The organism is Marinicauda salina (assembly GCF_003122085.1).
In the GTDB taxonomy this organism is placed as follows: Bacteria; Pseudomonadota; Alphaproteobacteria; order Caulobacterales; family Maricaulaceae; genus Maricicauda_A; species Maricicauda_A salina.
This window is the reverse complement of record NZ_QEXV01000001.1, coordinates 391,988-413,926: the sequence shown is the minus strand read 5'-3', so window position 1 is coordinate 413,926 and position 21,939 is coordinate 391,988. Positions and strand designations below refer to the sequence as shown.

Here is a 21,939-nt window from a genome sequence, read left to right as displayed (position 1 = left end):
TCTAATCGCTCGCGGCCTCGTATGCGAGCATGGCGCGCTTTCGCGGCAGTCCCCAGTGATAGCCGGTCAGCCGCCCGTCGCTCGACAGCACGCGATGACACGGGATCAGCCAGCTCACCGGATTGGCGCCGACCGCCGCGCCGACGGCGCGCGCGGCCTTGGCCGTGCAGACCCGCTCGGCGACGTCGCGATAGCTCACCGCCCGGCCCGGCGGGATCGCCAGCAACGCCCGCCACACCTGGCGGCGCCAGGGCGTGCCGTAGAGCGCCAGCGGGATCGGATCGCCGGACGCGCCGTCGAAGGCCCGCGCGGCCCAGTCGGCGGCGACGGCGTCGTCCCGGCGGATCACGGCGTCGGGAAAGCGCGCGGCGAGATCGGCGAGCGCGTGTTCCTCGTCGCCGGCGTCGGCGAAGGCCAGTCCCGACAAACCCTTCGGCGCGACGAGGAAGACGCCCATTCCGAACGGGGTGGGCGCGTAGCCGGCGGCGAACTCGAGACCGGCGCCGGCGCGCTTGGCCTCGCCGGGCGTGACGGCCTCCTCGGCGATGAAGACATCGTGCAGCCGCGAGGGCCCGGAAAGGCCGGTCTCGAACGCCGCGTCCATGACGCTCGCCCCGTCGGCGAGCAGCCGGCGCGCCGCGGCGTGGGTGAGGGCGGACAGCATCCGTTTCGGGCTGGCGCCCGTCCAGCGGGTGAACACGCGCTGGAAATGGTGGGGCGACAGGCCGGCGGCGTCGGCCACGTCGTCGAGCGCGGGCTGATCGCGCCAGTGGGCGTCGAGATAGTCCAGCGCGGCGACGATGCGCGGATAATCGCGCGAGCGCTCGTCGAGCGGGGCGGGGCGGGCGAGGGTCTCGGTCGTCATGACGCCAGAGTGGGCGAGCCGGTCAGGCCGCGCCACCCGATTCTTGCGCCGGCGCGGGACCCCGCGCCCGGCGCGCCTTCGCCAGCGCGTCGCGCATTGCTTCGGCCAGACTTTCGCGCTCGCGCGGCGACAGCATCGCGCCGATGACCAGGCTCTTGCCCATGGCGGTGAGCCGGGCCTGCACGTCGGGTTCGCCCTCGCCGGCGAGCTCCACCCGCGTCCAGGCCGCCGGCAGGCGGTAGCGGGTCACCCGGCCCGCCGGCCAGCTGCGCGCCACGCGGATCTCGTCGGGCGTGACCTGCACGATCTCGCGGCGCCGGCCGTCGCGATAGCTCAGCCGAAAACAGATCCAGATCAGCAGAACATCGAGGCCGAAATAGCCGAGCACCGGCCAGGCGCCCATCGACACGAAGGCGATCCCGGCGGCGAAGCTGATCACGGTGAGGCCGGCCATCAGGAAGTAGAAAGCCGGATGGGGCAGCGAGCGATGCGGGCGTATCTCGGCGTCGAACAGCACGCGGTCATCGTCCTTCGAACCGGACGGGGCGGCCTCGGCGGGCCAGGTTTCGATGACGCGGCGGCGCTCCATGGCGTCGAAGATAGGCTCCGCGCGCCGCGGCTCCCACCCCGAAGCTGCACGCGGGATGAACGCTTCGGCCTTTCTCGAGCCGCAATCAGGGCTTACATCGAAACCCATGACGAATCTCGCGCTCCTCCTTTCGACGCTCGCCAGCCTCGCCCAGGCCGGCGAAGCGCTTCCCGCCGGCGACGCGCCCGCGGAGACGCCGCCGGCCGAATCCGCCGAGTCAGCGCCGGCTGAAACCGACGCCGGCGCCGCCGCGGAAGAGCCCGACGCCGAGCCTTTGACCGACGGGGCAGCGGCCGCTCTCGACGACCCGGCGCCCGAGACGCTCGAAGCCGACGACGGGACCGATCGCGCCGACTCCGAGGAGATCGCGCGCGTGCAGGCCTGGCTCGACGGGCTCGACACGCTGTCGGGCCGCTTCACCCAGGTCGCCGCCGACGGCGAAACCACGCAGGGGACGGTCCATCTCGACCGGCCGGGCCGGGCGCGTTTCGACTATGACGATCCGACGCCGGTGCTGCTGGTCGCCGACGGGACGACCGTGGCCGTGGCCGATCTCGCGCTGGAGACCATCGACCGCGCGCCGATCCGCGCCACGCCGATGCGCTGGCTGCTGGCCGAGGATCTCGATCTCGCCGCCTCCGGCGCCGTCGTCGAGGCGGAGCGCTATGACGACGAGCTTTTCGTCTCGCTGGAGGATCCCGAGGGCGAGACCGAGGGCCGGCTGACGCTGGTCTTCGCCGATCCGGATCCGGACGCGCCCGCCGGGACGATGACGCTGCGCGGCTGGTACGCCGTCGACGCCATGGGCGGGCTCACCCAGATCACGCTCGACGAGGTCGAGCGCGGCGGCGATCTCGACCCCCGCCTGTTCATCCTCGACGACGAAGACGTAATGGGCGACGACCGGCGCCGCGGCCGCCGCCGCTGAGGAGGCGGCGACGGAGCGACGGCTCCGCGCCTCTTGATCCCGGGCTTCGCGTCGGCCACTTGTGTCGCCTGTTCCGAGCCCGCAGGAGATCCTCATGAGCGAGACGCGCGACTTCCCCGGCTGGCGGGGCACGACGATCCTGTGCGTGCGCAAGAACGGCGCGGTCGCGCTGGCCGGCGACGGCCAGGTCTCGATCAACAACACGGTCGTGAAAGCCACCGCCAAGAAGGTCCGCCCGATCGCGGGCGGCAAGGTCGTGGCCGGCTTCGCCGGCGCCACGGCGGACGCCTTCGCCCTGTTCGAGCGGCTCGAGGGCAAGCTCGAGACCTATCCCGACCAGCTCGCCCGCGCCTGCGTGGAGCTCGCCAAGGACTGGCGCACCGACCGGTATCTGAGACGGCTCGAGGCCATGCTCATCGTCGCCGACGCCGACGAGACCTACATGCTCACCGGAGCGGGCGACGTGCTAGAACCCGAAGCCGGGCTCGCCGCGATCGGATCGGGCGGCAATTTCGCGCTGGCCGCCGCCCGCGCGCTGATGGATTACGAGGACGATCCCGAGACCATCGCGCGCAAGGCGATGGGCATCGCCGCGGAGATCTGCGTGTTCTCCAACGACAATCTCACCGTCGAGCGGCTCGGCGGGTCTAGTTGATCGGCCGCGGCGCCTCGGTCTGCACCGTGTAGTCGATCGTGAAGCCGTCCACGAACGGGATCTCGATCGGATAGCTGACATCGGCGCTGATGCGCGTCACGGGCAGTTCGGCGGGGTCGTCTTCGGTGCCGTAGTTCACGTCGACGAAAGTGACGTCGATGGTCATGCCGTTGATGTCGCCGAGCAGGGCGTTGAGCCGCCGTTCGTACTGAGCTTCGCTCAGCGAGCCGTCGAGCATCAGCAGGCGGCTCGTCTCCTCCATCGCCCACTGCACCGAGGACAGCGTGTAGAAGGCGTTGCCGAACACGATGGTCGCGACCAGCAGCGTCACCAGGACGGGCGTGATCATCGCGAACTCGATCGCGGTGGCGCCGCGGTCGTCGGCGCGCAGGGCGGCGAAGGGGGCGAGACGACGGGCCATCATCGGATCCTGATCTGATCGGAATAAGCAGTCGATCGATGGAGGAACACGCCGTCGAGCGTGCCGGAGACCTCCACGGATACGTAGGCGAAGGGCACCGTCATGTCCGGACACGGCTGGTCGCAGGCCGACGCGGCCCCGGCGCACTCGCAGATCCGGCTCACCGAGACGGTCCCGTCCTGGGGCATCTCGGTCCAGGCGTTGAGGATGACGGACTCGGCGCGGCTCATGTCGCTGCCGCCGGCCATCAGGTACTGCGCGCCGGCGCGCGTGGCCGCAAGCATGTCGGAGCGGTCATAGGCGATCTTGCCCAGATCGATGATGCCGATCAGCAGCGCGACCAGGATCGGCGCGATCAGGGCGAACTCCACCGCGGCGTTGCCGCGGCGATCGCGGGCGAGACGGGAGAGCAAGGCGTGTCGGATGCGGTTCATGGCTGACCCCTATTCCACCAGCTGGACGAGGCCGGGAACGTCGACCGTGGGGATGGACGCGTTGGCGCAATTCGAGTCGAAGCTTGTGTTGCCGCTGACATCGACCCAGCGCGAGATGACCCGCGTGCAGCCGGCCGAGCCGTTGAAATCGCCGCGCATCATCACTTCCTGGTTCGGAAAATAGAGCACGCCCTCGAGGCTCGAGTCCGCCGTGCCGTTGAAGATCGCGTCGACCGCCGATCCGTTGTTGCGGTCGCCGAAAAAGAGCACGCCGGCATAGGTTCCGGAACTCGGCGCGGTGAGATCCACCGTCGCCGTGCCGTTCATCCGCACCCGGCCGTTATTGCGCACGTAGATCGTCACGCCGTCGCCGACGATATTCGAGTTTCCATTGGCGGTGACGTCGCCCGAAACGACGTAGACGCCCGGCTCCATCGTGATGTCGCCGCGCAGGTCGAGACCGCCGCAATAATGACCCGGAGTGACCGTCTTGGGCTGATGCGGCGGTCCGCCGGGAACATTCGTGCAGCCCCCCGGGATCGACGGGGCGGGAAGGCTTTCATAGGGATCCGGCGCCGGGGGCGCGTTCTCGCGCGGCTCGGAGCAGTCGGTCAGGGTGAGATTGGCGGTCGCGTCCACGCCGCCGACAGCGGTGGCGCAGGTCGTCGTCACCGTGCCCGACCCCTGAACGCTCAGCGCATCCGACGCGATCGAATTCGACATGAGCTGGCAGTCCGTCAGCGAGGCGTTGGAGTTGCCGGTGAAGATCATGGCGTCGGATTCGAACTGCTCGAGCGCCAGGATGCAGGCCTCGCCGGGCTCCTGGAACAGGGCCACCGCGCGCACGCTGATGGTGACGTCGGAATCGAGGAACAGCGCCGAGAACAGGCGCGGATAGGTCTGGTCGATCCGGACCTCGACGGCGCGGTTGTGCTGGTTCGGACCGCCCGTCGGCGGATTGTTGATCGTCAGCGCGCCGATCGAGGCGTCGAAGCCGTGGCGCGCGGCTTCCTCCTGGACGACGGCGTTGAGGCTGTCGCCGCCCGATCGCGCCGCCACGGCGCCGGAATATGCCGCGATGTCGGCGCTCATCTGCGCCACCCGCTGCTTGTAGAACCAGTAGCCCGCCTCAACGCCGAGTCCCGCCGACCCGACCAGCACCGGCGCGGCGAGCGCGGTGATGATCGCGGCGTGGCCGCGGCGTTCGGCGACGAACCGCCTGAAGATTTCGAATGCGTTCCGCATTGGCGCACCACCCGACTATTCTGACGGGAGTATGCGCACGCTTCGGTTAAGGCGCTGTTAGAACATATAGTTAGGATTTCGTTAGCAACGGCGCGTCGGATTCCGGGCATGATTGCGCCTCCTACTCCGTCAACTGGATGAGGCCCGGCACGTCGATCGTGTCGATGCTGGAGTTCGAGCAGTTGGAGTCGAAGCTGGTGTTGCCGCTGACATCGACCCAGCGCGCGACGATCCGCGTGCAGCCGCCCGAACCCGTGAAGTCGCCGTTCATCTGGACTTCCTGGTTCGGGAAGTAGAGCGCGCCTTCGAGGCTGGAGTCGGCGGTGCCGTTGAAGATCGCGTCGACCGCCGAGCCGTTGTTGCGGTCGCCGAAAAAGACCACGCCGGCGTAGGTCCCGCTCATCGGAGCGGTCAGATCGACATAGCCGGTGCCGTTCATCCGGACATTGGCGTTGTTGCGCAAATAGATGGTCACCCCGTCGCCGACCACGCTGGCGCCGCCGTTGATGACCAGGTCGTCGGACAGGACGTAGACGCCGGGCTCCATGTCGACGCTGTTGTGGATGTTCATGCCGTTGCAATAGTGCCCCGGCTGGATGGTCTGGACCTGGTTCGCCGCGCCGGGCACCGACCTGCAACCCGACGGGATGGCGGGCGCGGGCAGGTCTTCGTAGGGGTCCGGCGCCGGGGGCAGGTTCTCGCGCGGCTCGTCGCACTCGGTCATGGAGAGATTGGCCGTCGCCTCGACCTCGCCCACGGCGTTGGCGCAGGTGGTGGTCACCGTGCCCGAGCCCTCGACGGTCAGCGCGTCGCTCGCGATCGAGTTCGACATCAGCTCGCAGTCGGTGAGCGTTGCCGCCGAGCTGCCCGTGAAGGTCAGGGCGTCGGAATCGAACTGGTCGAGCGCCAGGATGCAGGCCGGTCCGGGCTCCTGGAAGGTCGCCACGGCGCGCACGCTCATCGTGACGTCGTTGTTCAGGAACAGCGAAGACAGAAGTCGGGGGTGGGTCTGGTCGAGGATCACCTCGACCGAGCGCACGTTCTGGTTCCAGCCGGAGGTGGGCGGATGATTGACCGTCAGGGAGCCGAGCGCGGCGTCGTAGCCGTGACGGCCGGCCTCCTCCTGCGCGGCGGCCTGGATCGCGCTCTCGTTTTCTCCCGCCCGCGCGGCGGCCGCGCCGGCGTACGCCGAGACGTCGGCGGCCATCTGGGCGACGCGCTGCTGGTAGAACCAGAGCCCAGCCTCGATCCCGAGGCCGGCCGAGCCGACGAGCACCGGCGCGGCCAGCGCGGTGATGATCGCGGCGTGGCCCTGAACGCTGGCCGGAAATTTGCGAGCAAGCTCGCAGATGGATCGAAACATGACGCGCACCCTTCGAGGGCAGACTGTCCCGAGGGTCGCGCCGTCAGTTTAAGTCTTTGTTAGGAAACGTGGTTTCCGAGAAATTTACCCTGCGCCGCTGGCGGCGGGCGCCTCCGTCGCGAAGATCATCGACTCGTCCCGGAACGCCTTGAATTCCAGCGCATTGCCGCTGGGGTCGCGGACGAACATCGTCGCCTGCTCGCCGGGCTGATTTTCGAAGCGCACATAGGGCTCGACGATAAAATCGCAGCCCGCATCGGTGAGCGTTACGGCGAGGCTCTCCCAGTCCTCCCAGTCGAGGATCAGCCCGAAATGACGCACCGGGACGTCGTGACCGTCGACCGGACTGGTCGCGGCGTGGTCGCATTCGTCGGGCGCGAGATGGGCGACGATCTGGTGGCCGTGAAAGTCGAAATCGACCCAGCGTTCGCTCGAGCGGCCCTCCCGGCAGCCCAGCGTTTCGCCGTAGAAGCGTCGCGCGGCGGCGAGGTCGTGAACGGGAAAGGCGAGATGGAATCGGGGGCGGGCCATGGGCGAATTTCCGTTGCGGGCTTTCTTCGCAGCGCCGCTCAGCCTACATGAGGCGCTCCGTCCGGCAATCATCCGACCGCGATATCCATGACCGACTTCTCTCCCCGCGAGATCGTCCACGAGCTCGACCGTCACATCATCGGCCAGCACGACGCCAAGAAGGCCGTCGCCATCGCGCTGAGAAACCGCTGGCGGCGCAAGCGCCTGCCGGAGGAACTCCGCGAGGAGGTCACGCCGAAGAACATCCTGATGATCGGCCCGACCGGCGTGGGCAAGACCGAGATCTCGCGGCGCCTGGCCAAGCTCGCCGGGGCGCCCTTCCTCAAGGTCGAGGCGACCAAGTTCACCGAAGTCGGCTATGTCGGCCGCGACGTGGATTCGATCGCCCGCGATCTCGTCGAGGTCTCGATCGGCATCGTCCGCGACCGCAAGCGCGAGGAGGTCCGCGCCAAGGCGCAGGGCGCCGCCGAGGAGCGCGTGCTCGACGCCCTGGTCGGACCCGGCGCGGGCTCGGCGACGCGCGAAAGCTTCCGCAAGAAGCTTCTCGCCGGCGAACTCGACGACAAGGAGATCGAGATCGAGCTCGCCGAGGAGACCTCGCCGATGCAGGGCCTCGACATTCCCGGCATGCCCGGCGGGGTGGGCATGATCAATCTGTCGGAACTGCTCGGAAAGGGGTTGGGCCAGAAGCGCAAGACGGTGCGCACCACCGTCCGCGAGGCCTACGACCCGCTCATCGAGGAGGAATCCGACAAGCTCATCGACGACAGCCACATCCAGCAGGAGGCGATCAAGCTCGCCCAGGAGGAGGGCATCGTCTTCCTCGACGAGCTCGACAAGATCGCCGCGCGCGCCGAGGGCCGCGGCGCCGACGTCTCCCGCGAGGGCGTCCAGCGCGACCTGCTGCCGCTGATCGAAGGCGCCACGGTGGCCACCAAGTACGGGCCGGTGAAGACCGACCACGTCCTGTTCATCGCCTCGGGCGCCTTCCACGTCACCAAGCCGAGCGATCTCCTGCCTGAGCTGCAGGGCCGGCTGCCCATCCGCGTCGAGCTCAAGGCGCTCACGCGCGAGGATTTCCGCGCCATCCTGACCGAGCCGGAAGCGAGCCTGGTGACCCAGTATGTCGCGCTTATGAAGACCGAGGACGTCGCGCTCGACTTCCAGGAATCGGCGATCACCGCGATCGCCGACTACGCCGCCGAGGTCAATTCCAGCGTCGAGAATATCGGCGCGCGCCGCCTGCAGACGATCATGGAGCGGCTGGTCGAGGAGATCAGCTACACCGCCTCCGACCGGTCCGGCGAGACGATCACCATCGACGCCGACTACGTGAAGGATCGCGTCGAGGCGCTCGCCAAGGACGCCGACCTGTCGAAATTCATTCTCTAGCGCTTATCGCCTGAGCATGACGTAGAACGCCCCGCTTCCGCCGTGGCGGCGATGGGCGGTGGCGTAGCCCGACGCCAGCTCGGCGAAGTCCGGCTCGGCCATCCAGCGCGTGAACGCGCGCCGCAGCACGCCGGGAAGCGGCGACGCCTCGGGATCCCACGGTTCGTGGCGGCGCCGGTCGAGCGCGCGCGCGCCCGCGCCCTTTCCGGTGATCACCAGCACGGTCCTCATGCCGTTCGAACGGGCGCGGGCGAGAAAGCCGAGCAGGTCGCGCCGGGCGCGCGCCTCGGTGAGCCCGTGCAGATCGAGTCGGGCCTCGACCTCGACGCGGCCGCGCCGGACGCGTTTCTCGCCGCCGCGATCGGCCGGCGCCTTCGGCGCCGAAGCCGCGCGCATCGCCGCCGCCGACGCGTCGCCGCGGGGCGCGGATTCATGCCGGGGCTCGGCCGGCGCTGCATCAGACGGCGACGCCAGGCGCTCGCGGCGGCTCTGGTCGAGCGGCTTCACCGTGCTCGCCACGCGCCGCCAGAGCTCGCGCTCCTCGGGGCGCAGCGGGCGCGACGGGCGGCGGCTCATGAACTGTCGGCGAGCCGGGCGGCGACGGGCCTGGGCAGAAACACCCGCCAGCGGGCGTCGGTCGCGTTCTGCCGGCCGGCCCGGTATCCGGCCTCCTCGCCCCATCCGAAGAAGAGATCGCCGCGCAGCGGTCCCTCGATCGCGCCGCCGGCGTCCTGGGCGATCACCAGGCCCGACCAGTCGGGCTCGCCGGGCAGCGTCGCGGAGAGATAGACCGGCGCGCCCCAGGCGTGATGCCGGGGATCGACGGCGAGGCTCGCCATCGGCGTGAGCGGCGCGCCCTGCCCGCCCAGCGGCCCCAGGTCCGGGTCGGTCAGCGGTTCGAGATTGAAGAAGACATAGCGCGGATTCTCGTTGAACAGCGGCGTCCAGGCCTCCGGCCCGCGCGCGTTCAGCCAGGCTTCGATATCGTCCTTGGACGCGTCGTGCTCGGACAGTTCGCCGCGCTCGATCAGCACCCGCCCGATGGAGACATAGGGCCGGCCGTTATGCGCGGCGAACTGGGCGCGCGCCTGCGAACCGTCGGGATAGACCAGCCGGCCCGAGCCCTGGATCTGCAGGAAGAAGACGTCGACGGGCCGGCCCCAGGCGAGCGGCACGCCGAGGTCCTGCGCCTCGATCTCGGCGCGCGTCCGGTATGGCTCGAACGTTCGTTCTGTCGCATACCCAACGATCCTGCGGCCCTCGAGACCGGCGATGAACTGACCCAGATCGCCAGTCAGAAGATCATCCGGACGCGCCCGGATCGCCATCGAGAATTCGTCCTCGGGGCGGGCCCGCACGGGGATCGTCGGCTCGTAGTATCCCGTCAGCCGACCCGTGCCCGAAATCTCGAATGGTGTGAACGTTCGTTCAAAAAATGCGCGTGCGCCGTCGGCCGTCATGTCGGCGAACTGCAGCATCGAGGCCTGCAGGCAGACCTCGCGCCAGTCGCCGGCGCGGCCCGCCCAGGGCGCGTTCGGATTGAGGAGTTCGGCGTCGGGCCGGGCGTCGATCCGCGCGCAGCTGCGCGCCAGCGCGACGAGCGCCGGGCGCGGATCGTGGCCGTCCCAACCGGGCAGCGCGGCGAAATCGACGCGATCGAGATCGAGCCGGGCCGCGGCCGGTTCCGGCGCGGGCGGCGCGGCCGGCGGCGCCGTCGTGCAGGCCGAAAGCGCGACGAGACAGAGCAGGGCGGCGAGGCTAGACCGGCTTGACCGCGGCGAGGAGCCAGTTCGGATCGGGATCGGCGACATCGCGTTCAAAGCTCCAGATCTCGTCCACGGTGTCGAGGGTGTTGAGGTCGCCGGCGACGACCGCGCCATCCGTGTCGCGCGTTTCCGTCGCCAGCTCCGCAGTGAATCGGATCTTCACCCTGGCCCGGCTTTCGTTAAGGGAAGCTTCAACGATCTCGGCGGCCTTGATCCGCTCGACCTCGGTGGTCTGGGTTTCGCCGGCCGCATCGCGCTTGTCCATCGCCTCGCTCCAGCGCGCGAAGACCCGCTCGGACAGCAGCGGACGCAGCGCGTCGCGATCCCCCTTCGCGTAGTTCTCGACGATCATCTGGTAGGCCTTGCGGGCGCCCTCGACGAAGCCTTCGGGATCGAAGCCCGGATCCGCCGCGGCGATCGCCGACAGGCCGTCGGCGGCCGGGCCGGAGAACACCGGCGCGCGCGCCGTCTCTCCGCCGAGATCCGCAGTCGGCGCCGGCGCGCCCGGGGCCGGGCGCGCCTGGCCCTGCGCGGCGCGGCGTTCGCGCGCATGCTCTTCCGGGGAGCGGCCGGTGGGACGCCCCAGCGTCAGGTAGAGCCGCACGGCGAGAAACACGGCCAGGCCGGCGAAGAAAAGTATCTGGAGAAGTTCCATCGTCGGCGCGGGTCCTTGCTCGCAATGCCGCTTCAGCGACTACATATAGGCAAGACAGGCCGCGGCGTCAGCCCGGGCCTGCACGCCGCCGGCGCGCTTGCCGCCGTGCGCGGGGCGTGTTACCCGCCCGGCCGTTCCGAAATCACTCGCCAGCCGACGCCGGCTCGCATCACCGACGAGACCGCCATGACCGACGCGCCCGAAAGCTCCGACCCGAACGCCGACGTGCAGCCGCCGCAGGTGCGCGTCGTCGGCCAGTACATCAAGGACCTGTCCTTCGAGAACCCCGGCGCGCCGGATACGCTGCGCAGCAGCGGTCAGCCCGAGATCGACATGGCGATCGACGTGCGCGCCCGCGGCCTCGGCGAGGATCACTACGAGGTCGAGCTCCACCTCTCTGCCAAGGCGGGACGTCAGGACACGACGATGTTCATCGCCGAGCTCGTCTATGCGGGCCTGTTCCACATCCGCAATATCGACGAGCGCGCCCGCGACGCCTTCCTGCTGATCGAGTGCCCGCGCATCCTGTTCCCGTTCGCCCGGCGCATCCTGGCCGACGCCACGCGCGACGGCGGCTTCCCGCCGCTGATGCTCGAGCCGGTGGATTTCGCCGCGCTGTACCGTCAGCGGCTGGCGAGGCAGCAGCAGGGCGAGGGCGGAGACGCCCCCGCCGGCGGCGAGGCGTAGGCGGGCCGCGACTCCTATTCGTCGACCCGCGGCGCAACCTCGATCACGCCGAGTTCGACCCAGACACTGGTTTCCATCTCCGCGACGAACTCGGCGTGCGCGGCGCGTTCCTCCGGCGTCGATCTCGGCGCCAGCGGCTCCGGGCGCGGCGGCCGCGCGGGGAACTCCACCTTCGCGCCCGCCGCCGCGCCGCCGGCGAACTCCAGCCGACGCTCCCGGCCCCCGTGCAGCTCAAGATAGACTTCGGCCAGCAGGTAGGCGTCGATCAGCGCGCCGTGCTTGGTCCGGCTGTCGAGCGAGATGTCGAAGCGCTTGCACAACGCGTCGAGGCTCGCCGGCGCGCCCGGAAAACGCTCGCGCGCCATCGCCGCGGTGTCCTTGAAGCGGTCGTCGGCGATGGCCGGCCGGCCGCAGCGCTCCAGCTCCATGTTGATGAAGCCCCGGTCGAAGGGCGCGTTGTGGGCGACCAGCGGCGCGTCGCCGACGAAGGCGAGGAACTCGTCGACGATCTCGGCGAAGACCGGCTCGTTCTCGAGCATCTCGCGGGTGTGACCGGTCACCTCGGTGACCTCGGCGGGGATGTCGCGCTCGGGATTGATCAACTTGCGGAATTCACGCCCGGTCGGGATCAGCCCCTCGACCTCGACGCAGCCGATCTCGGTGATCCGGTCTCCGGACAGCGGATCGAGCCCCGTCGTCTCGGTGTCGAATATGATCTCGCGCGTCATCCCGTCTGCTCCATGTCCTTCAGCGCCGCGCGCACCTGGGCGCGCGCGTCCTCGACGCCCTTCGACGTGTCGATCACATAATCGGCCCGACGCCGTTTCTCCGCATCGGGAAGCTGCCGCGCAAGGATGGCGTCGAGCTTCTCCGGCGTCATCCCCGGCCGGGCCAGCACGCGGTCACGCTGCACCGCTTCGGGCGCGCTGACCACCATCACGACATCAACGGCATCGTGCAGATCCGCCTCGAAAAGCAGGGGCGCGTCCATGACGACGAAGCGCACGCCGTCGGCCCGCGCAGCTTCGAGAAAGCGCGACCGCGCCTCGGCGACCAGCGGATGGACGATGCGCTCCAGCCTCTCGAAGCCGACGGGATCGTCGTGCAGCGCCGCGGTCAGCCGGTCGCGATCCACCGCGCCGTCAACGACGCAGCCGGGGAAGGCGGCCTCGACGGGCTCCACCGCCGCGCCGCCCGAGGCGTAAAGCGAGGCGACCACGGCGTCGGCGTCGAACACGCGCGCGCCCTCGTCGGCGAGCAGCTTGGCCGTCGTCGACTTGCCCATCCCGATCGAGCCGGTCAGTCCGATGACGATCATCGCCGCGCCTCCAGCTCTTCGACCAGCCGGGCGCGGATATCGATATCCGGCGGCGCGGCGCCAAAGAAGGCCTCGAAGCTGGGCCGCGCCTGACCGATCAGCATGGCCAGCCCGTCGACCGCGCGCCGGCCGCTTGCCCGCGCCGCCGCCAGAAGCGGCGTCTCGAGCGGATCATAGACCATGTCGAACACCAGCGCGTCCGGCGCCGCGGCGTCGAGCGCGATGCCGAGCGTCGGCTGACCGGTCATCCCCAGCGAGGTGGCGTTGATGATCAGGGCCGCGTCGGCGAGCGCTTCGGCGCCGGCGGACTCGTAAATCACCGCATCCACTCCGAAAGCGTCGGCCAGCGTCCGGGCGCGGGCCGGCGTGCGGTTGACGATCCGGATCTCGCGATCGGTCCCGGCCAGAACCGCCAGCGCCGCGCGCGCCGCGCCGCCCGCCCCGATCAGAACCGCCGGACCTGCGCCCGCATCTCCGCCCTCGCCGAGCGCGGCGCGCACGCCGGCGACATCGGTGTTGTCGGCGAAGAGTCCGCCTTCGGCCGTCGTGAGAAGAACATTCGCCGCGCCGATCCGCCGGGCGGTTTCGCTGGCCGCATCGGCGAGCGCGAGCGCGGCCTCCTTGTGCGGCAGGGTGATGTTGATCCCCCGCACGCCGAGACCCGGCAGGGCGCGCGCCGTCTGTTCGAACTGGTCCGGGGAGACCTCGAAGGCGGCGTAGCGGGCGGGAATGCCGGCGGCCTCGAGCCAGGCGTTCATCATGGTCGGCGAAAGCGAGTGCGCCACCGGCCAGCCCGCGACGCCCGCCGCGGTGGGACGCCCCGGCGCGCGGCTCATGCCGGCGCCGCGCCGTGATCGCGCAGCATTCCCAGAACCGGCAGGAGCGGCAGGCCGAGCACGGCGAAATAGTCGCCTTCGACCTCGCTGAACAGCTGCGCGCCGAGGCCTTCATAGGCGTACCCGCCGACGCTGCTGGTGAGCATGTCGCCGGCGCGGGCGACATAATCGGCGAGGAAGGCGTCGGAGAAATCGCGCATCACCATCCGGCAGGCGCTCTCGTGGCGCCACACGATCTCGCCGCCGACGGCGGCCGCGACTCCGCCCTTGAGCCAGTGCGTGCGGCCGCGCAGCTCCCGAAGACGCGCCTCGGCCTCCTCGGCGGACCGGGCCTTGTCGAACAGGCGGCCCTCGAACTCGAGCACCTGATCGGCGCCCAGGACCAGTCCCTCGCGACGGCGCGAGACGGCCAGCGCCTTCTCCTCTCCGAGACGCACCGCGAGCGCGCCGATATCGCCGGAATAGCCCGTCTTCAGGGCGTCCTCGTCGACATCGGCGGGATCGATCTCGAAATCGAGGCCGGCGTTCTCGAGGATGGCGCGCCGCGAGGCCGAGCCGGACGCCAGGATGAAGCTCATGCCTCGCCCCTGTGCTCGTTGAGCAGGTTGATCACTTTCGCGGCGGTCTCCTCGATCGAGCGGCGCGTCACGTCGATGGACGGCCAGCCCTGGCGCGCGAACAGGCGCTTGGCGTAGACGACCTCCTCGCGGACCGCGGCCTCGTCGACATAGCCTGTATCGCGGCCTTCCTTGAGGTTGATCAACCGGTTGCGGCGGATCTGGATGATGCGCTCGGGAGACGCGGTCAGCCCGACGATGAGCGGCTCCTCGAGTTCGAACAGGATGTCGGGCAGCGGCGAGCCGGGCACGATCGGGATGTTGGCGGTGCGGATGCCGCGATGGCCGAGATAGATGCTCGTCGGCGTCTTCGAGGTGCGGCTGATGCCCAAGAGGATGACGTCGGCGCCGGGCAGGTCGTCGCCCTGGCCGTCATCGTGGGCCATCGAGTAGTTCATCGCCTCGATGCGGCGGTAATAGTCCGCATCCAGCGCCCGCTGGGCGCCGGCGCGGCCGCGCATCGGCGCGCCGAGATAGCTCGACAGCGTCGCCTGGATCGGATCGAGCACCGCGATGGCGGGGATGCCGCGCTCCGCGCAGCGATCTTCCAGCCGGCGACGCAGATCGGCGTTGACCATCGTGAACATGACGATGCCGGGATAATCCTCGACATGGGCCATGGCGCGTTCGAGCTGACGCTCCGAACGCACCAGCGCGAAGAGATGCTCGATCGGATGAGCCTGTTCGAACTGGGCGGCCGAGGCGCGCATCACCTCCATCAGCGTTTCGCCGGTGGAGTCGGAGATCATGTGGACATGGAAATGCACGTCGAAGTCCTGGCGCGACATGGGCGGGATCCGGATCGGGCGAGCGGGTCTCGAAGGCCTAGCGCAGCGTCGACGCAGTGTGAATAACCCGGCGCGTTTCCGACAGGACATTTGTCGGGCCGGCCGCGCCGCCCGATCGGCGCCCGGCCGGCGCCCTCGTTTGAACATCGCAATCCCCGCCGCGAGCACGCCGGACCCTTCCCTGTTGGCGGTGCGATGCCGCAGTTCGGGCATCCCCGGCGTTTTCCTCATGGATCGCGCCGTTAACTTCCTGTCAATCAATGTAAACGCCAAGGCGGCCACATGATCCCGGCCTGACATGCGCACAGCGCATCGGCGTTTTCCCCAGCTTGCGGATTACGGGGAGTACGGTCGGAGACGGCGGCTTTTCCACGCAGCCCCCGGCCCTACTGACTCCCTCCCCCTTTCCTTTCCAAGGAAAAGGTCGGTAAGACCGGGGTTCGGCCAACGGGGAAATCCCATCCGGAAAGGATGCGCGCGCAGTGACCGGAGCTTCCGACAAACCCTTGCTTCGAGCGCTCGCGGGCGAGCGCGTCGACCCGCCGCCGATCTGGCTGATGCGCCAGGCCGGCCGCTATCTGCCCGAATATCGCGAGGTGCGCGCGACTCAGCCCGACTTCATCAGCTTCTGCCTCAATCCCGAAGCGGCGGCGGAAGTGACCCTGCAGCCGATCCGGCGTTACGGCTTCGATGCGGCGATCGTGTTCGCCGACATCCTGCTCATCCCCCATGCGCTCGGCCAGAAAGTCTGGTTCGTGAAGGGCGAGGGCCCGAAGCTCGAACCGATCGCGCCGGCGGACGCGGGCACGCTTCAGCCGGAAAGCGTCGAATCCCGTCTCGCGCCGGTGGGCGAGACGCTGTCGCGCGTCGCCGCGTCGCTGCCGGAAACCTGCGCGCTGATCGGGTTCGCCGGCGCGCCGTGGACGGTGGCGACCTACATGGTCGAGGGCGGCGGTTCGAAGGATCGCTGGACCGCGCGCTCGTTGGCCTGGGCCCAACCCGAGGCGTTCGACGAGCTGCTCGCAGTGATCGCCGACGCCACGGCGCGCTATCTCGTCATGCAGGCGCAGTCGGGCGCCGAGGCGCTCAAGGTTTTCGATTCCTGGGCCGAAGGCCTGCCGGATCCGCTTTTCGACCGGGTGGTGATCCGCCCGACGCGGCGCGTCGTCGACCAGGTGCGCGCGGCCGGCGTGACCGCGCCGATCATCGGGTTTCCCAAGGGATGCGGGCCGCACTATCCGCGCTACGCCGCCGAGACCGGCGTCGACGCGATCGCGCTCGATCACGGCCTCGACACGGGCTGGGCGCGCAAGGCGCTGCCGGCGAACATCCCGGTTCAGGGCCAGCTCGATCCCGCGGTGCTGAAGGCCGGTGGCGCGGCGCTCGACGGCGAGGCGGACCGATTGCTCGCCGCATGGTCGGACCGGCCCTATGTGTTCAATCTCGGACACGGGATCAGTCCCGACGTGCCGCCGGAGAATGTGGCGCGCCTCGTCACGCGGGTTCGCGGCGGGGGCTGATCGAAGCCAGGCGGAGGCGCTCGATGGCGCGCAAGATCGCGATCGTCCTGTTCAATCTGGGCGGACCGGACGATCAGAAAAGCGTCCGGCCCTTCCTGCGCAATCTGTTCCGCGATCCGGCGATCATCTACGCGCCGGCTCCGGTGCGCGAGATGCTCGCCTGGCTCATCTCGACCACGCGCGCGCCGCGGGTGGTGAAGGATTACGCCAAGATGGGCGGCGGCTCGCCGATCGTGCCCGAGACGGAGAAGCAGGCGCGCGCCCTGGAGTCAGCGATCGGCGAATGCACTGACGACGTCGAGGCGCGGTGTTTCCTGGCGATGCGCTACTGGAAGCCGTTCGTCCGCGACGCCGTGGCCGAGGTAAAGGCCTGGGGTGCCGACGAGGTGGTGCTTCTGCCGCTGTATCCGCAATTCTCCACCACGACGACGGGCTCGTCGCTCAAGGCCTGGCGGGACGCCGGCGGGGGCGAGGCGCGCACGGTGTGCTGCTTTCCGACCCAGCCCGATTTCGTCGCCGCGCACGCCCGGCTGATCCGGGAGGCGTGGCGACAGGCCGGCGCGCCGGAGAATGTGCGCGTTCTGCATTCGGCGCACGGTCTGCCGGAGATCACCATCAAGCGCGGCGATCCCTACCAGTGGCAGGTCGAGCGGACGGTCGCGGCGGTGACGGCCGCGCTCCCGGAGATCAGCGATCACCTGACCTGTTATCAGTCGAAAGTCGGTCCGCTCGAGTGGATCAAGCCGGCGACGGAAGACGCCGTCGCCGAAGCCGCGAAGGACGGCAAGCACATCATCCTGTCGCCGATCGCCTTCGTGTCGGAGCATATCGAGACGCTGATCGAACTCGACGAGGAATACGCCGAACTGGCCGCCGAGCGCGGCGCGGCGGGCTATACCCGCGTGCCGGCGCTCGGCGCGGACGGGCAGTTCATCGACGCCCTGGCGGATTTGACAATCGGCGCGCTCGACGGTCCGTTGGGCCTGAAGCCGCCCGAAGGCGAGATTTTCTGCCCGGCGGAATTCGGACGATGCCCGTGCCGTGAAGCTGCGGCCGGGGAAGCGGGAGACCAGGCCGCCGAATGATCGATTTCCTCGCCGCCCACTATGTCTGGCTGAAAGCGCTTCACATCATCGCGGTGATCTACTGGATGGCGGGGATGCTCTACCTGCCGCGCCTGTTCGTCTATCACCACCAGGCCGAGCCGGGCGGCGAGCTCGAGACGGCGCTGCTCAAGCAGGAGCACAACCTGCTACGCATCATCGTCAATCCGGCGATGATCGCGGTGTGGACGCTCGCGATTCTCATGCTGATCGCCAATCCGACGCTGCTCTCGACGGGCTGGTTCCACGCCAAGCTGTTGCTGGTCGTGATCCTGTCGGGGATTCACGGCGTCTACGCCGGGGCGCGGCGGCGCTTCGCCCGCGGCGAGCGTCCGCGCACCGAGCGCTTCTGGCGCATCATGAACGAGGCGCCCGCCGTGATGGTGATCGTGATCGTCCTACTCGCGGTGTTGAAGCCGTTCGCTTGACGCCGCGCCGTGCTTGTGCCACGGATTATCCGACCTCTGGAACTTTCCAACCCCTCGCCCGCGGCGGCGCCTCGACCGAAGGCCGCGCCCGGGTTCCCAAGCTGAAACATCAGAGCTCTCGGCCCATGACGCGGGAGCCTGAATCGAGCCTTTTCGCGCCGGACCCGGAGGGGACGAGGCACGGCGCGAATCCGACCCTTTCTCTCCACAACCTGTTCAAGCACACCGATGACCGACACGACCGACACGAGCGATACGCCCGACGAAACCGAGACCGACGCCGAGACCGAGGCGCCGCGCAAGCGCAAGGCCGGCGGCCCGGACCGCATGTCGCTCCAGGAGCTCAAGGAGAAGTCGCCCGCCGACCTGCTCCAGCTCGCCGAGAGCCTCGACATCGAGAACGCCTCGTCGCTGCGCAAGCAGGGCATGATGTTCGCCATCCTCAAGGCGCTCGCCGAGGAAGGCGCGGAGATCTACGGCGGCGGCACGCTGGAGGTTCTTCAGGACGGCTTCGGCTTCCTGCGATCGCCGGAGTCGAACTACCTGCCCGGCCCGGACGACATCTATGTCTCGCCGAGCCAGATCCGGAAATTCGGACTGAGGACCGGCGACACGGTCGAGGGCGAGATCCGCAGCCCGCGCGACGGCGAGCGGTACTTCGCCCTGCTCAAGGTCGCCTCGATCAATTTCGAGGAGCCCGACCACGCCAAGCACAAGGTCCACTTCGACAATCTCACGCCGCTCTATCCCGATGACCGGTTCAACATGGAGCTCGACGATCCCACCAAGAAGGATCGCTCGGGCCGGATCATCGACATCGTCGCGCCGCTGGGCAAAGGCCAGCGCGGCCTGATCGTCGCCCCGCCGCGGACGGGCAAGACGGTGCTGCTGCAGAACATCGCCCACGCCATCGAGACCAATCACCCGGAAAGCTTCCTCATGGTGCTGCTCATCGACGAGCGCCCCGAGGAGGTCACCGACATGCAGCGCACGGTGAAGGGCGAGGTCATCGCCTCGACCTTCGACGAGCCCGCCAGCCGCCACGTCCAGGTCGCCGAGATGGTGATCGAGAAGGCCAAGCGCCTGGTCGAGCACAAGCGCGACGTCGTCATCCTGCTGGATTCGATCACGCGCCTGGGCCGCGCCTACAACACCGTCGTGCCGAGCTCGGGCAAGGTGCTCACCGGCGGCGTCGACGCCAACGCGCTGCAGCGGCCGAAGCGCTTCTTCGGCGCGGCGCGCAATATCGAGGAAGGCGGTTCGCTGACCATCATCGCCACGGCGCTGATCGACACCGGCTCGCGCATGGACGAGGTGATCTTCGAGGAATTCAAGGGCACCGGCAATTCGGAGATCGTTCTCGACCGCAAGGTCGCCGACAAGCGGGTCTTCCCCGCGATCGACATCCTCAAGTCGGGCACCCGGAAGGAAGAGCTGCTGGTCGACAAGACCGACCTGCAGAAGACCTATGTTCTGCGCCGGATCCTCAACCCGATGGGTCCCCAGGACGCCATCGAGTTCCTCATCGGCAAGATGAAGGAGACGAAGAACAACGCCGAATTCTTCGACAGCATGAACGCATAGCCTCCGCCTTGCGGGGGACTGGAAGGGCCGGCGCCCGAAGGCGCCGGCCCTTTTTCATGCCCGGAGGGCTTGGCGCGGGTCCCCGCGAGGGTTTTGATGACGTCCGCCGCCGATCCGGAGCCCGCCATGACAGACGCCCGCTTCACGCTGTATCACGCGCCGCGCTCGCGCTCGATCCGCCCGCGCTGGGCGCTCGAGGAGATGGGGCTCGACTATCGGCTGGAGCGCGTCGCCTTCACCCACGGCGATGTCGGCGGGCCGTCCTATCGCGAGGTCAATCCGCTGCAGAAGATCCCCGCCTTCATGGACGGCGACGCGGTCATTCTCGAGTCGGTGGCGATCCTCGAATACCTGGTCAACAAGTACGGTCCGACGCCGCTCGCCGTGCTGCCCGACGAGCCGGAATATCCGCGCTATCTCGAATGGCTGCATTTCGGCGAAGGCACGATGACCACGCCGGTCAACATGCTGCTGGGCCATACCTGGCTGTTGCCGGAGGAGCATCGGATCGAGGCGATGGCGCGTTGGGGCCGCCGCGAGGCCGACCGGCATCTCAACATGATCTCCGAGCGCGGGCTGAAGCATTCGGACTATCTCGCCGGCGATCGCTTCACCGCCGCCGACATCTCGGTCGGCTACATGCTCTTTCTGCTCAAGCTTCTCCGCGTGCTCGACGACGCGCCGGGGCCGGTCCAGGCTTACTGGAAGCGGATTACGGCGCGAGAGGCGTGGATTAAGGCGAGCGCGGACTGATCCGGTCGTGGCTCCGGCCGGGATCACGCGAAGGGCCGTCGCGCTGCTGGCGGACTGGTTGATCATTCTCGCCTTCGGAGCGCTGGCGGGGCTGACCGTGACGGCCGTCGCCCCGCCGGTCGGCGATCTTGACCGCTGGATGCGATACGCGTCGGTCACGGCCGGTTTCACGCTTCCCGTCGTCCTGGCGGCCGCGGTGCTCGAGGCGCGTTGGGGGCGGACGCCGGGCAAGGCGCTGCTTGGATTGACCGTATACGGAGCAACCGGGCCCGGGCTTGGATTTCCGCGCGCCCTCTCGCGCAACCTGGTCAAGTTCGCGCCATGGGAGATCGCCCATATCGGAATATGGATCGTTCCCGGGCGCCCCTTCGTGGATCCGCCGGAGACTCCAAGTCTCGTCCTGTGGATGGCGGCGATGTCGATAATGGCGGCCCAGGGCGTGCTCGTGCTCGTCACTCACAGGGCGGTTCACGATCGGCTGATCGGCGGGCGAGTCGCCCGCCGGAGCCCGGCGCCCTAGCCTGCGGAGGGTTGCGCAGCCGGGCAGGCGGCGAGCACGCGCCGGGCGTTCTCGCGCGCGTCGAGCCGGCCGGCGGCGGCTTCCACGCCGTCGATCGAGAGGATCTCGCCGCCCGCGGCGGAGAGCGCGCGGTAATTGATCGTCCCGTCCCGCTCCGCGCCGAAATCGGCGTAGCTCGTCTCGACGCCGCGTTCGGCCAGCGCGGCGTCGAGCACGGCGTCTCCGCCGTCCGCGCCGAGCCAGGCGACGATGCGGGAAAGATCGACCCCGGCGCGCTGCAGCCGCTCGAGCTCGCGCATCGAATCGAGACCCACTGACAGCATGAGCTCGGGAGCGGCCCGGTGGAGCGCGATCGCATCGTCGAGCGAATAGGCGATGACCAGGACGCGATCGACGGCCTGGGCGTCGATGACCGCGGCGACGATCTCGGCGATGCGATCCGTCTTGGGGTCGAGCTGGGCGATCGCGACGCCGTCGAGCGCCGCCAGCGCGTCGGCGAGCAGGGGCGGGGATTCCTCGAGCGCGGCGCCGGTCTCGTCGGTGAGCAAGAGCGTCCGGATTCGGCTCCAGTCGGTCTCGGCGACCCGCCCCTCGCCGGTCGTCGTCCGCGCCAGCGTGTCGTCATGCATGAGCACGAGCCGGCCGTCGGCGGTGCGCGCGACGTCGATCTCGACGAAGACCGCCCCGTCGCGGGCCGAGGCCAGCATGGTCGAGATCGCGTTCTCCGCGTAGCCGGGCCGGGGCCCGGCGCGATGGGCCGACACGAGGGTCGCGCCCTGTTCCCGGGCGCAATCGAGAAAGGCGGCGAGATCGACGCCGTCGAGCCAGGGCTGGGCGCGGGGCGGGTCCGCCGGCGCGCCGCTCTCGCCGGGAGAACACGCGCCGAGCGCGGCGACGAGTCCGCAGACGATGACGCTGCGCGCGCCCGGAATGCTCATGGC

26 protein-coding genes are annotated in these 21,939 nt (G+C 69.2%); 10 read left to right on the top strand and 16 right to left on the bottom strand.

Annotated elements, in window-relative coordinates; genetic code table 11:
* Nucleotide 1: 1 nt before the first annotated feature.
* Together DDZ18_RS01880 and DDZ18_RS01875 are read right to left on the bottom strand one after the other, a co-directional pair.
* Nucleotides 2–865: a bifunctional helix-turn-helix domain-containing protein/methylated-DNA--[protein]-cysteine S-methyltransferase gene (locus DDZ18_RS01880; RefSeq protein ID WP_109251654.1), complete on the bottom strand. Its 864-nt coding sequence runs from the start codon at nt 863–865 to the stop codon at nt 2–4.
* A 22-nt stretch (nt 866–887) separates the two neighbouring features.
* On the bottom strand, nt 888–1,454 hold the full coding sequence (locus DDZ18_RS01875) for a DUF2244 domain-containing protein (protein ID WP_109251653.1): 567 nt from the start codon (nt 1,452–1,454) through the stop codon (nt 888–890).
* A 106-nt stretch (nt 1,455–1,560) separates the two neighbouring features.
* On the opposite strand from DDZ18_RS01875, the gene DDZ18_RS01870 reads away from it, so the two are divergent.
* A complete protein-coding gene (locus DDZ18_RS01870) occupies nt 1,561–2,382 on the top strand; it encodes a LolA family protein (protein ID WP_109251652.1) in 822 nt (273 codons plus the stop codon).
* Between the two features lie 94 nt (nt 2,383–2,476).
* The gene (hslV, locus tag DDZ18_RS01865) at nt 2,477–3,037 is read left to right on the top strand and encodes an ATP-dependent protease subunit HslV (protein ID WP_109251651.1); all 561 of its coding nucleotides are present in this window, start codon (nt 2,477–2,479) and stop codon (nt 3,035–3,037) included.
* Here the strand turns inward: hslV and DDZ18_RS01860 are convergent.
* The 5 genes from DDZ18_RS01860 to DDZ18_RS01840 all read right to left on the bottom strand — a co-directional run bounded on the left by DDZ18_RS01860 (nt 3,030) and on the right by DDZ18_RS01840 (nt 7,031).
* On the bottom strand, nt 3,030–3,458 hold the full coding sequence (locus DDZ18_RS01860; RefSeq protein WP_158272036.1) for a TadE/TadG family type IV pilus assembly protein: 429 nt from the start codon (nt 3,456–3,458) through the stop codon (nt 3,030–3,032). The two genes, hslV and DDZ18_RS01860, sit on opposite strands and share 8 nt — an antisense overlap.
* Entirely contained in the window at nt 3,458–3,892 is a 435-nt protein-coding gene (locus tag DDZ18_RS01855) for a TadE/TadG family type IV pilus assembly protein (RefSeq protein ID WP_109251649.1), read from the bottom strand. Before DDZ18_RS01855 ends, DDZ18_RS01860 begins: the two co-directional genes overlap by 1 nt.
* A gap of 9 nt (nt 3,893–3,901) precedes the next feature.
* Complete coding sequence (locus DDZ18_RS01850; RefSeq protein WP_109251648.1) at nt 3,902–5,137, bottom strand: TadE/TadG family type IV pilus assembly protein; 1,236 nt, start codon at nt 5,135–5,137, stop codon at nt 3,902–3,904.
* 121 nt (nt 5,138–5,258) lie between these two features.
* On the bottom strand, nt 5,259–6,500 hold the full coding sequence (locus tag DDZ18_RS01845) for a hypothetical protein (RefSeq protein WP_109251647.1): 1,242 nt from the start codon (nt 6,498–6,500) through the stop codon (nt 5,259–5,261).
* 84 nt (nt 6,501–6,584) lie between these two features.
* A complete protein-coding gene (locus DDZ18_RS01840) occupies nt 6,585–7,031 on the bottom strand; it encodes a VOC family protein (RefSeq protein WP_109251646.1) in 447 nt (148 codons plus the stop codon).
* A gap of 87 nt (nt 7,032–7,118) precedes the next feature.
* On the opposite strand from DDZ18_RS01840, the gene hslU reads away from it, so the two are divergent.
* Entirely contained in the window at nt 7,119–8,423 is a 1,305-nt protein-coding gene (gene hslU, locus DDZ18_RS01835) for an ATP-dependent protease ATPase subunit HslU (RefSeq protein ID WP_109251645.1), read from the top strand.
* A gap of 3 nt (nt 8,424–8,426) precedes the next feature.
* On the opposite strand, the gene DDZ18_RS01830 is transcribed toward hslU, so the two are convergent.
* The 3 genes from DDZ18_RS01830 to DDZ18_RS01820 are packed head-to-tail and all read right to left on the bottom strand — an operon-like array spanning nt 8,427 to nt 10,844.
* On the bottom strand, nt 8,427–8,999 hold the full coding sequence (locus DDZ18_RS01830; RefSeq protein ID WP_158272035.1) for a Smr/MutS family protein: 573 nt from the start codon (nt 8,997–8,999) through the stop codon (nt 8,427–8,429).
* A complete protein-coding gene (mltA, locus tag DDZ18_RS01825) occupies nt 8,996–10,234 on the bottom strand; it encodes a murein transglycosylase A (protein WP_109251643.1) in 1,239 nt (412 codons plus the stop codon). Before mltA ends, DDZ18_RS01830 begins: the two co-directional genes overlap by 4 nt.
* A complete protein-coding gene (locus DDZ18_RS01820; protein WP_109251642.1) occupies nt 10,182–10,844 on the bottom strand; it encodes a Tim44/TimA family putative adaptor protein in 663 nt (220 codons plus the stop codon). The genes mltA and DDZ18_RS01820 overlap by 53 nt, the downstream gene beginning before the upstream one ends.
* Before the next feature lie 186 nt (nt 10,845–11,030).
* On the opposite strand from DDZ18_RS01820, the gene secB reads away from it, so the two are divergent.
* Nucleotides 11,031–11,531 (top strand): protein-export chaperone SecB, encoded by a 501-nt coding sequence (gene secB, locus DDZ18_RS01815; RefSeq protein ID WP_109251641.1) that lies wholly within the window; start codon nt 11,031–11,033, stop codon nt 11,529–11,531.
* A 14-nt stretch (nt 11,532–11,545) separates the two neighbouring features.
* Here secB and dnaQ read toward each other — a convergent pair whose 3' ends face one another.
* The 5 genes from dnaQ to DDZ18_RS01790 are packed head-to-tail and all read right to left on the bottom strand — an operon-like array spanning nt 11,546 to nt 15,090.
* The gene (gene dnaQ, locus DDZ18_RS01810) at nt 11,546–12,259 is read right to left on the bottom strand and encodes a DNA polymerase III subunit epsilon (RefSeq protein WP_109251640.1); all 714 of its coding nucleotides are present in this window, start codon (nt 12,257–12,259) and stop codon (nt 11,546–11,548) included.
* A complete protein-coding gene (gene coaE, locus DDZ18_RS01805) occupies nt 12,256–12,849 on the bottom strand; it encodes a dephospho-CoA kinase (RefSeq protein ID WP_109251639.1) in 594 nt (197 codons plus the stop codon). The genes dnaQ and coaE overlap by 4 nt, the downstream gene beginning before the upstream one ends.
* Complete coding sequence (gene aroE, locus DDZ18_RS01800) at nt 12,846–13,685, bottom strand: shikimate dehydrogenase (protein WP_109251638.1); 840 nt, start codon at nt 13,683–13,685, stop codon at nt 12,846–12,848. Before aroE ends, coaE begins: the two co-directional genes overlap by 4 nt.
* Nucleotides 13,682–14,263, bottom strand: coding sequence for a Maf family protein (locus tag DDZ18_RS01795; RefSeq protein WP_109251637.1), 582 nt, complete (start codon nt 14,261–14,263; stop codon nt 13,682–13,684). The genes aroE and DDZ18_RS01795 overlap by 4 nt, the downstream gene beginning before the upstream one ends.
* The gene (locus DDZ18_RS01790; RefSeq protein ID WP_109251636.1) at nt 14,260–15,090 is read right to left on the bottom strand and encodes a pyruvate, water dikinase regulatory protein; all 831 of its coding nucleotides are present in this window, start codon (nt 15,088–15,090) and stop codon (nt 14,260–14,262) included. The genes DDZ18_RS01795 and DDZ18_RS01790 overlap by 4 nt, the downstream gene beginning before the upstream one ends.
* 506 nt (nt 15,091–15,596) lie before the next feature.
* On the opposite strand from DDZ18_RS01790, the gene hemE reads away from it, so the two are divergent.
* The 6 genes from hemE (at nt 15,597) to DDZ18_RS01760 (ending at nt 20,998) form a co-directional block, all read left to right on the top strand.
* On the top strand, nt 15,597–16,610 hold the full coding sequence (gene hemE, locus DDZ18_RS01785; RefSeq protein WP_233245673.1) for a uroporphyrinogen decarboxylase: 1,014 nt from the start codon (nt 15,597–15,599) through the stop codon (nt 16,608–16,610).
* Between the two features lie 23 nt (nt 16,611–16,633).
* Nucleotides 16,634–17,695, top strand: coding sequence for a ferrochelatase (gene hemH, locus DDZ18_RS01780; RefSeq protein WP_109251634.1), 1,062 nt, complete (start codon nt 16,634–16,636; stop codon nt 17,693–17,695).
* The gene (gene hemJ / locus DDZ18_RS01775; RefSeq protein WP_109251633.1) at nt 17,692–18,141 is read left to right on the top strand and encodes a protoporphyrinogen oxidase HemJ; all 450 of its coding nucleotides are present in this window, start codon (nt 17,692–17,694) and stop codon (nt 18,139–18,141) included. Before hemH ends, hemJ begins: the two co-directional genes overlap by 4 nt.
* 228 nt (nt 18,142–18,369) lie before the next feature.
* Nucleotides 18,370–19,725, top strand: coding sequence for a transcription termination factor Rho (gene rho, locus DDZ18_RS01770; protein WP_408631527.1), 1,356 nt, complete (start codon nt 18,370–18,372; stop codon nt 19,723–19,725).
* A 126-nt stretch (nt 19,726–19,851) separates the two neighbouring features.
* A complete protein-coding gene (locus DDZ18_RS01765; protein WP_109252199.1) occupies nt 19,852–20,478 on the top strand; it encodes a glutathione S-transferase family protein in 627 nt (208 codons plus the stop codon).
* A gap of 7 nt (nt 20,479–20,485) precedes the next feature.
* A complete protein-coding gene (locus tag DDZ18_RS01760) occupies nt 20,486–20,998 on the top strand; it encodes an RDD family protein (protein ID WP_109251632.1) in 513 nt (170 codons plus the stop codon).
* Here the strand turns inward: DDZ18_RS01760 and DDZ18_RS01755 are convergent.
* Nucleotides 20,995–21,936, bottom strand: a complete 942-nt coding sequence (locus DDZ18_RS01755; RefSeq protein WP_109251631.1) for a glycerophosphodiester phosphodiesterase family protein — start codon at nt 21,934–21,936, stop codon at nt 20,995–20,997. The genes DDZ18_RS01760 and DDZ18_RS01755 overlap by 4 nt on opposite strands.
* Nucleotides 21,937–21,939 lie beyond the last annotated feature (3 nt).

What these genes read in the sequence shown, in the direction of transcription:
- DDZ18_RS01855 (WP_109251649.1), bottom strand. Translation starts at nt 3,892, where the DNA reads ATGAACCGCATCCGACACGCCTTGCTCTCCCGTCTCGCCCGCGATCGC.
- DDZ18_RS01755 (WP_109251631.1), bottom strand. Translation starts at nt 21,936, where the DNA reads ATGAGCATTCCGGGCGCGCGCAGCGTCATCGTCTGCGGACTCGTCGCC.
- DDZ18_RS01790 (WP_109251636.1), bottom strand. Translation starts at nt 15,090, where the DNA reads ATGTCGCGCCAGGACTTCGACGTGCATTTCCATGTCCACATGATCTCC.
- DDZ18_RS01765 (WP_109252199.1), top strand. Translation starts at nt 19,852, where the DNA reads ATGACAGACGCCCGCTTCACGCTGTATCACGCGCCGCGCTCGCGCTCG.
- DDZ18_RS01880 (WP_109251654.1), bottom strand. Translation starts at nt 865, where the DNA reads ATGACGACCGAGACCCTCGCCCGCCCCGCCCCGCTCGACGAGCGCTCG.
- DDZ18_RS01845 (WP_109251647.1), bottom strand. Translation starts at nt 6,500, where the DNA reads ATGTTTCGATCCATCTGCGAGCTTGCTCGCAAATTTCCGGCCAGCGTT.
- mltA (WP_109251643.1), bottom strand. Translation starts at nt 10,234, where the DNA reads ATGTCGCCGATCCCGATCCGAACTGGCTCCTCGCCGCGGTCAAGCCGG.
- coaE (WP_109251639.1), bottom strand. Translation starts at nt 12,849, where the DNA reads ATGATCGTCATCGGACTGACCGGCTCGATCGGGATGGGCAAGTCGACG.
- rho (WP_408631527.1), top strand. Translation starts at nt 18,370, where the DNA reads ATGACCGACACGACCGACACGAGCGATACGCCCGACGAAACCGAGACC.
- DDZ18_RS01860 (WP_158272036.1), bottom strand. Translation starts at nt 3,458, where the DNA reads ATGGCCCGTCGTCTCGCCCCCTTCGCCGCCCTGCGCGCCGACGACCGC.
- hslU (WP_109251645.1), top strand. Translation starts at nt 7,119, where the DNA reads ATGACCGACTTCTCTCCCCGCGAGATCGTCCACGAGCTCGACCGTCAC.
- DDZ18_RS01870 (WP_109251652.1), top strand. Translation starts at nt 1,561, where the DNA reads ATGACGAATCTCGCGCTCCTCCTTTCGACGCTCGCCAGCCTCGCCCAG.
- hemJ (WP_109251633.1), top strand. Translation starts at nt 17,692, where the DNA reads ATGATCGATTTCCTCGCCGCCCACTATGTCTGGCTGAAAGCGCTTCAC.
- secB (WP_109251641.1), top strand. Translation starts at nt 11,031, where the DNA reads ATGACCGACGCGCCCGAAAGCTCCGACCCGAACGCCGACGTGCAGCCG.
- DDZ18_RS01840 (WP_109251646.1), bottom strand. Translation starts at nt 7,031, where the DNA reads ATGGCCCGCCCCCGATTCCATCTCGCCTTTCCCGTTCACGACCTCGCC.
- DDZ18_RS01820 (WP_109251642.1), bottom strand. Translation starts at nt 10,844, where the DNA reads ATGGAACTTCTCCAGATACTTTTCTTCGCCGGCCTGGCCGTGTTTCTC.
- DDZ18_RS01830 (WP_158272035.1), bottom strand. Translation starts at nt 8,999, where the DNA reads ATGAGCCGCCGCCCGTCGCGCCCGCTGCGCCCCGAGGAGCGCGAGCTC.
- dnaQ (WP_109251640.1), bottom strand. Translation starts at nt 12,259, where the DNA reads ATGACGCGCGAGATCATATTCGACACCGAGACGACGGGGCTCGATCCG.
- DDZ18_RS01875 (WP_109251653.1), bottom strand. Translation starts at nt 1,454, where the DNA reads ATGGAGCGCCGCCGCGTCATCGAAACCTGGCCCGCCGAGGCCGCCCCG.
- DDZ18_RS01850 (WP_109251648.1), bottom strand. Translation starts at nt 5,137, where the DNA reads ATGCGGAACGCATTCGAAATCTTCAGGCGGTTCGTCGCCGAACGCCGC.
- hslV (WP_109251651.1), top strand. Translation starts at nt 2,477, where the DNA reads ATGAGCGAGACGCGCGACTTCCCCGGCTGGCGGGGCACGACGATCCTG.
- aroE (WP_109251638.1), bottom strand. Translation starts at nt 13,685, where the DNA reads ATGAGCCGCGCGCCGGGGCGTCCCACCGCGGCGGGCGTCGCGGGCTGG.
- hemH (WP_109251634.1), top strand. Translation starts at nt 16,634, where the DNA reads ATGGCGCGCAAGATCGCGATCGTCCTGTTCAATCTGGGCGGACCGGAC.
- DDZ18_RS01795 (WP_109251637.1), bottom strand. Translation starts at nt 14,263, where the DNA reads ATGAGCTTCATCCTGGCGTCCGGCTCGGCCTCGCGGCGCGCCATCCTC.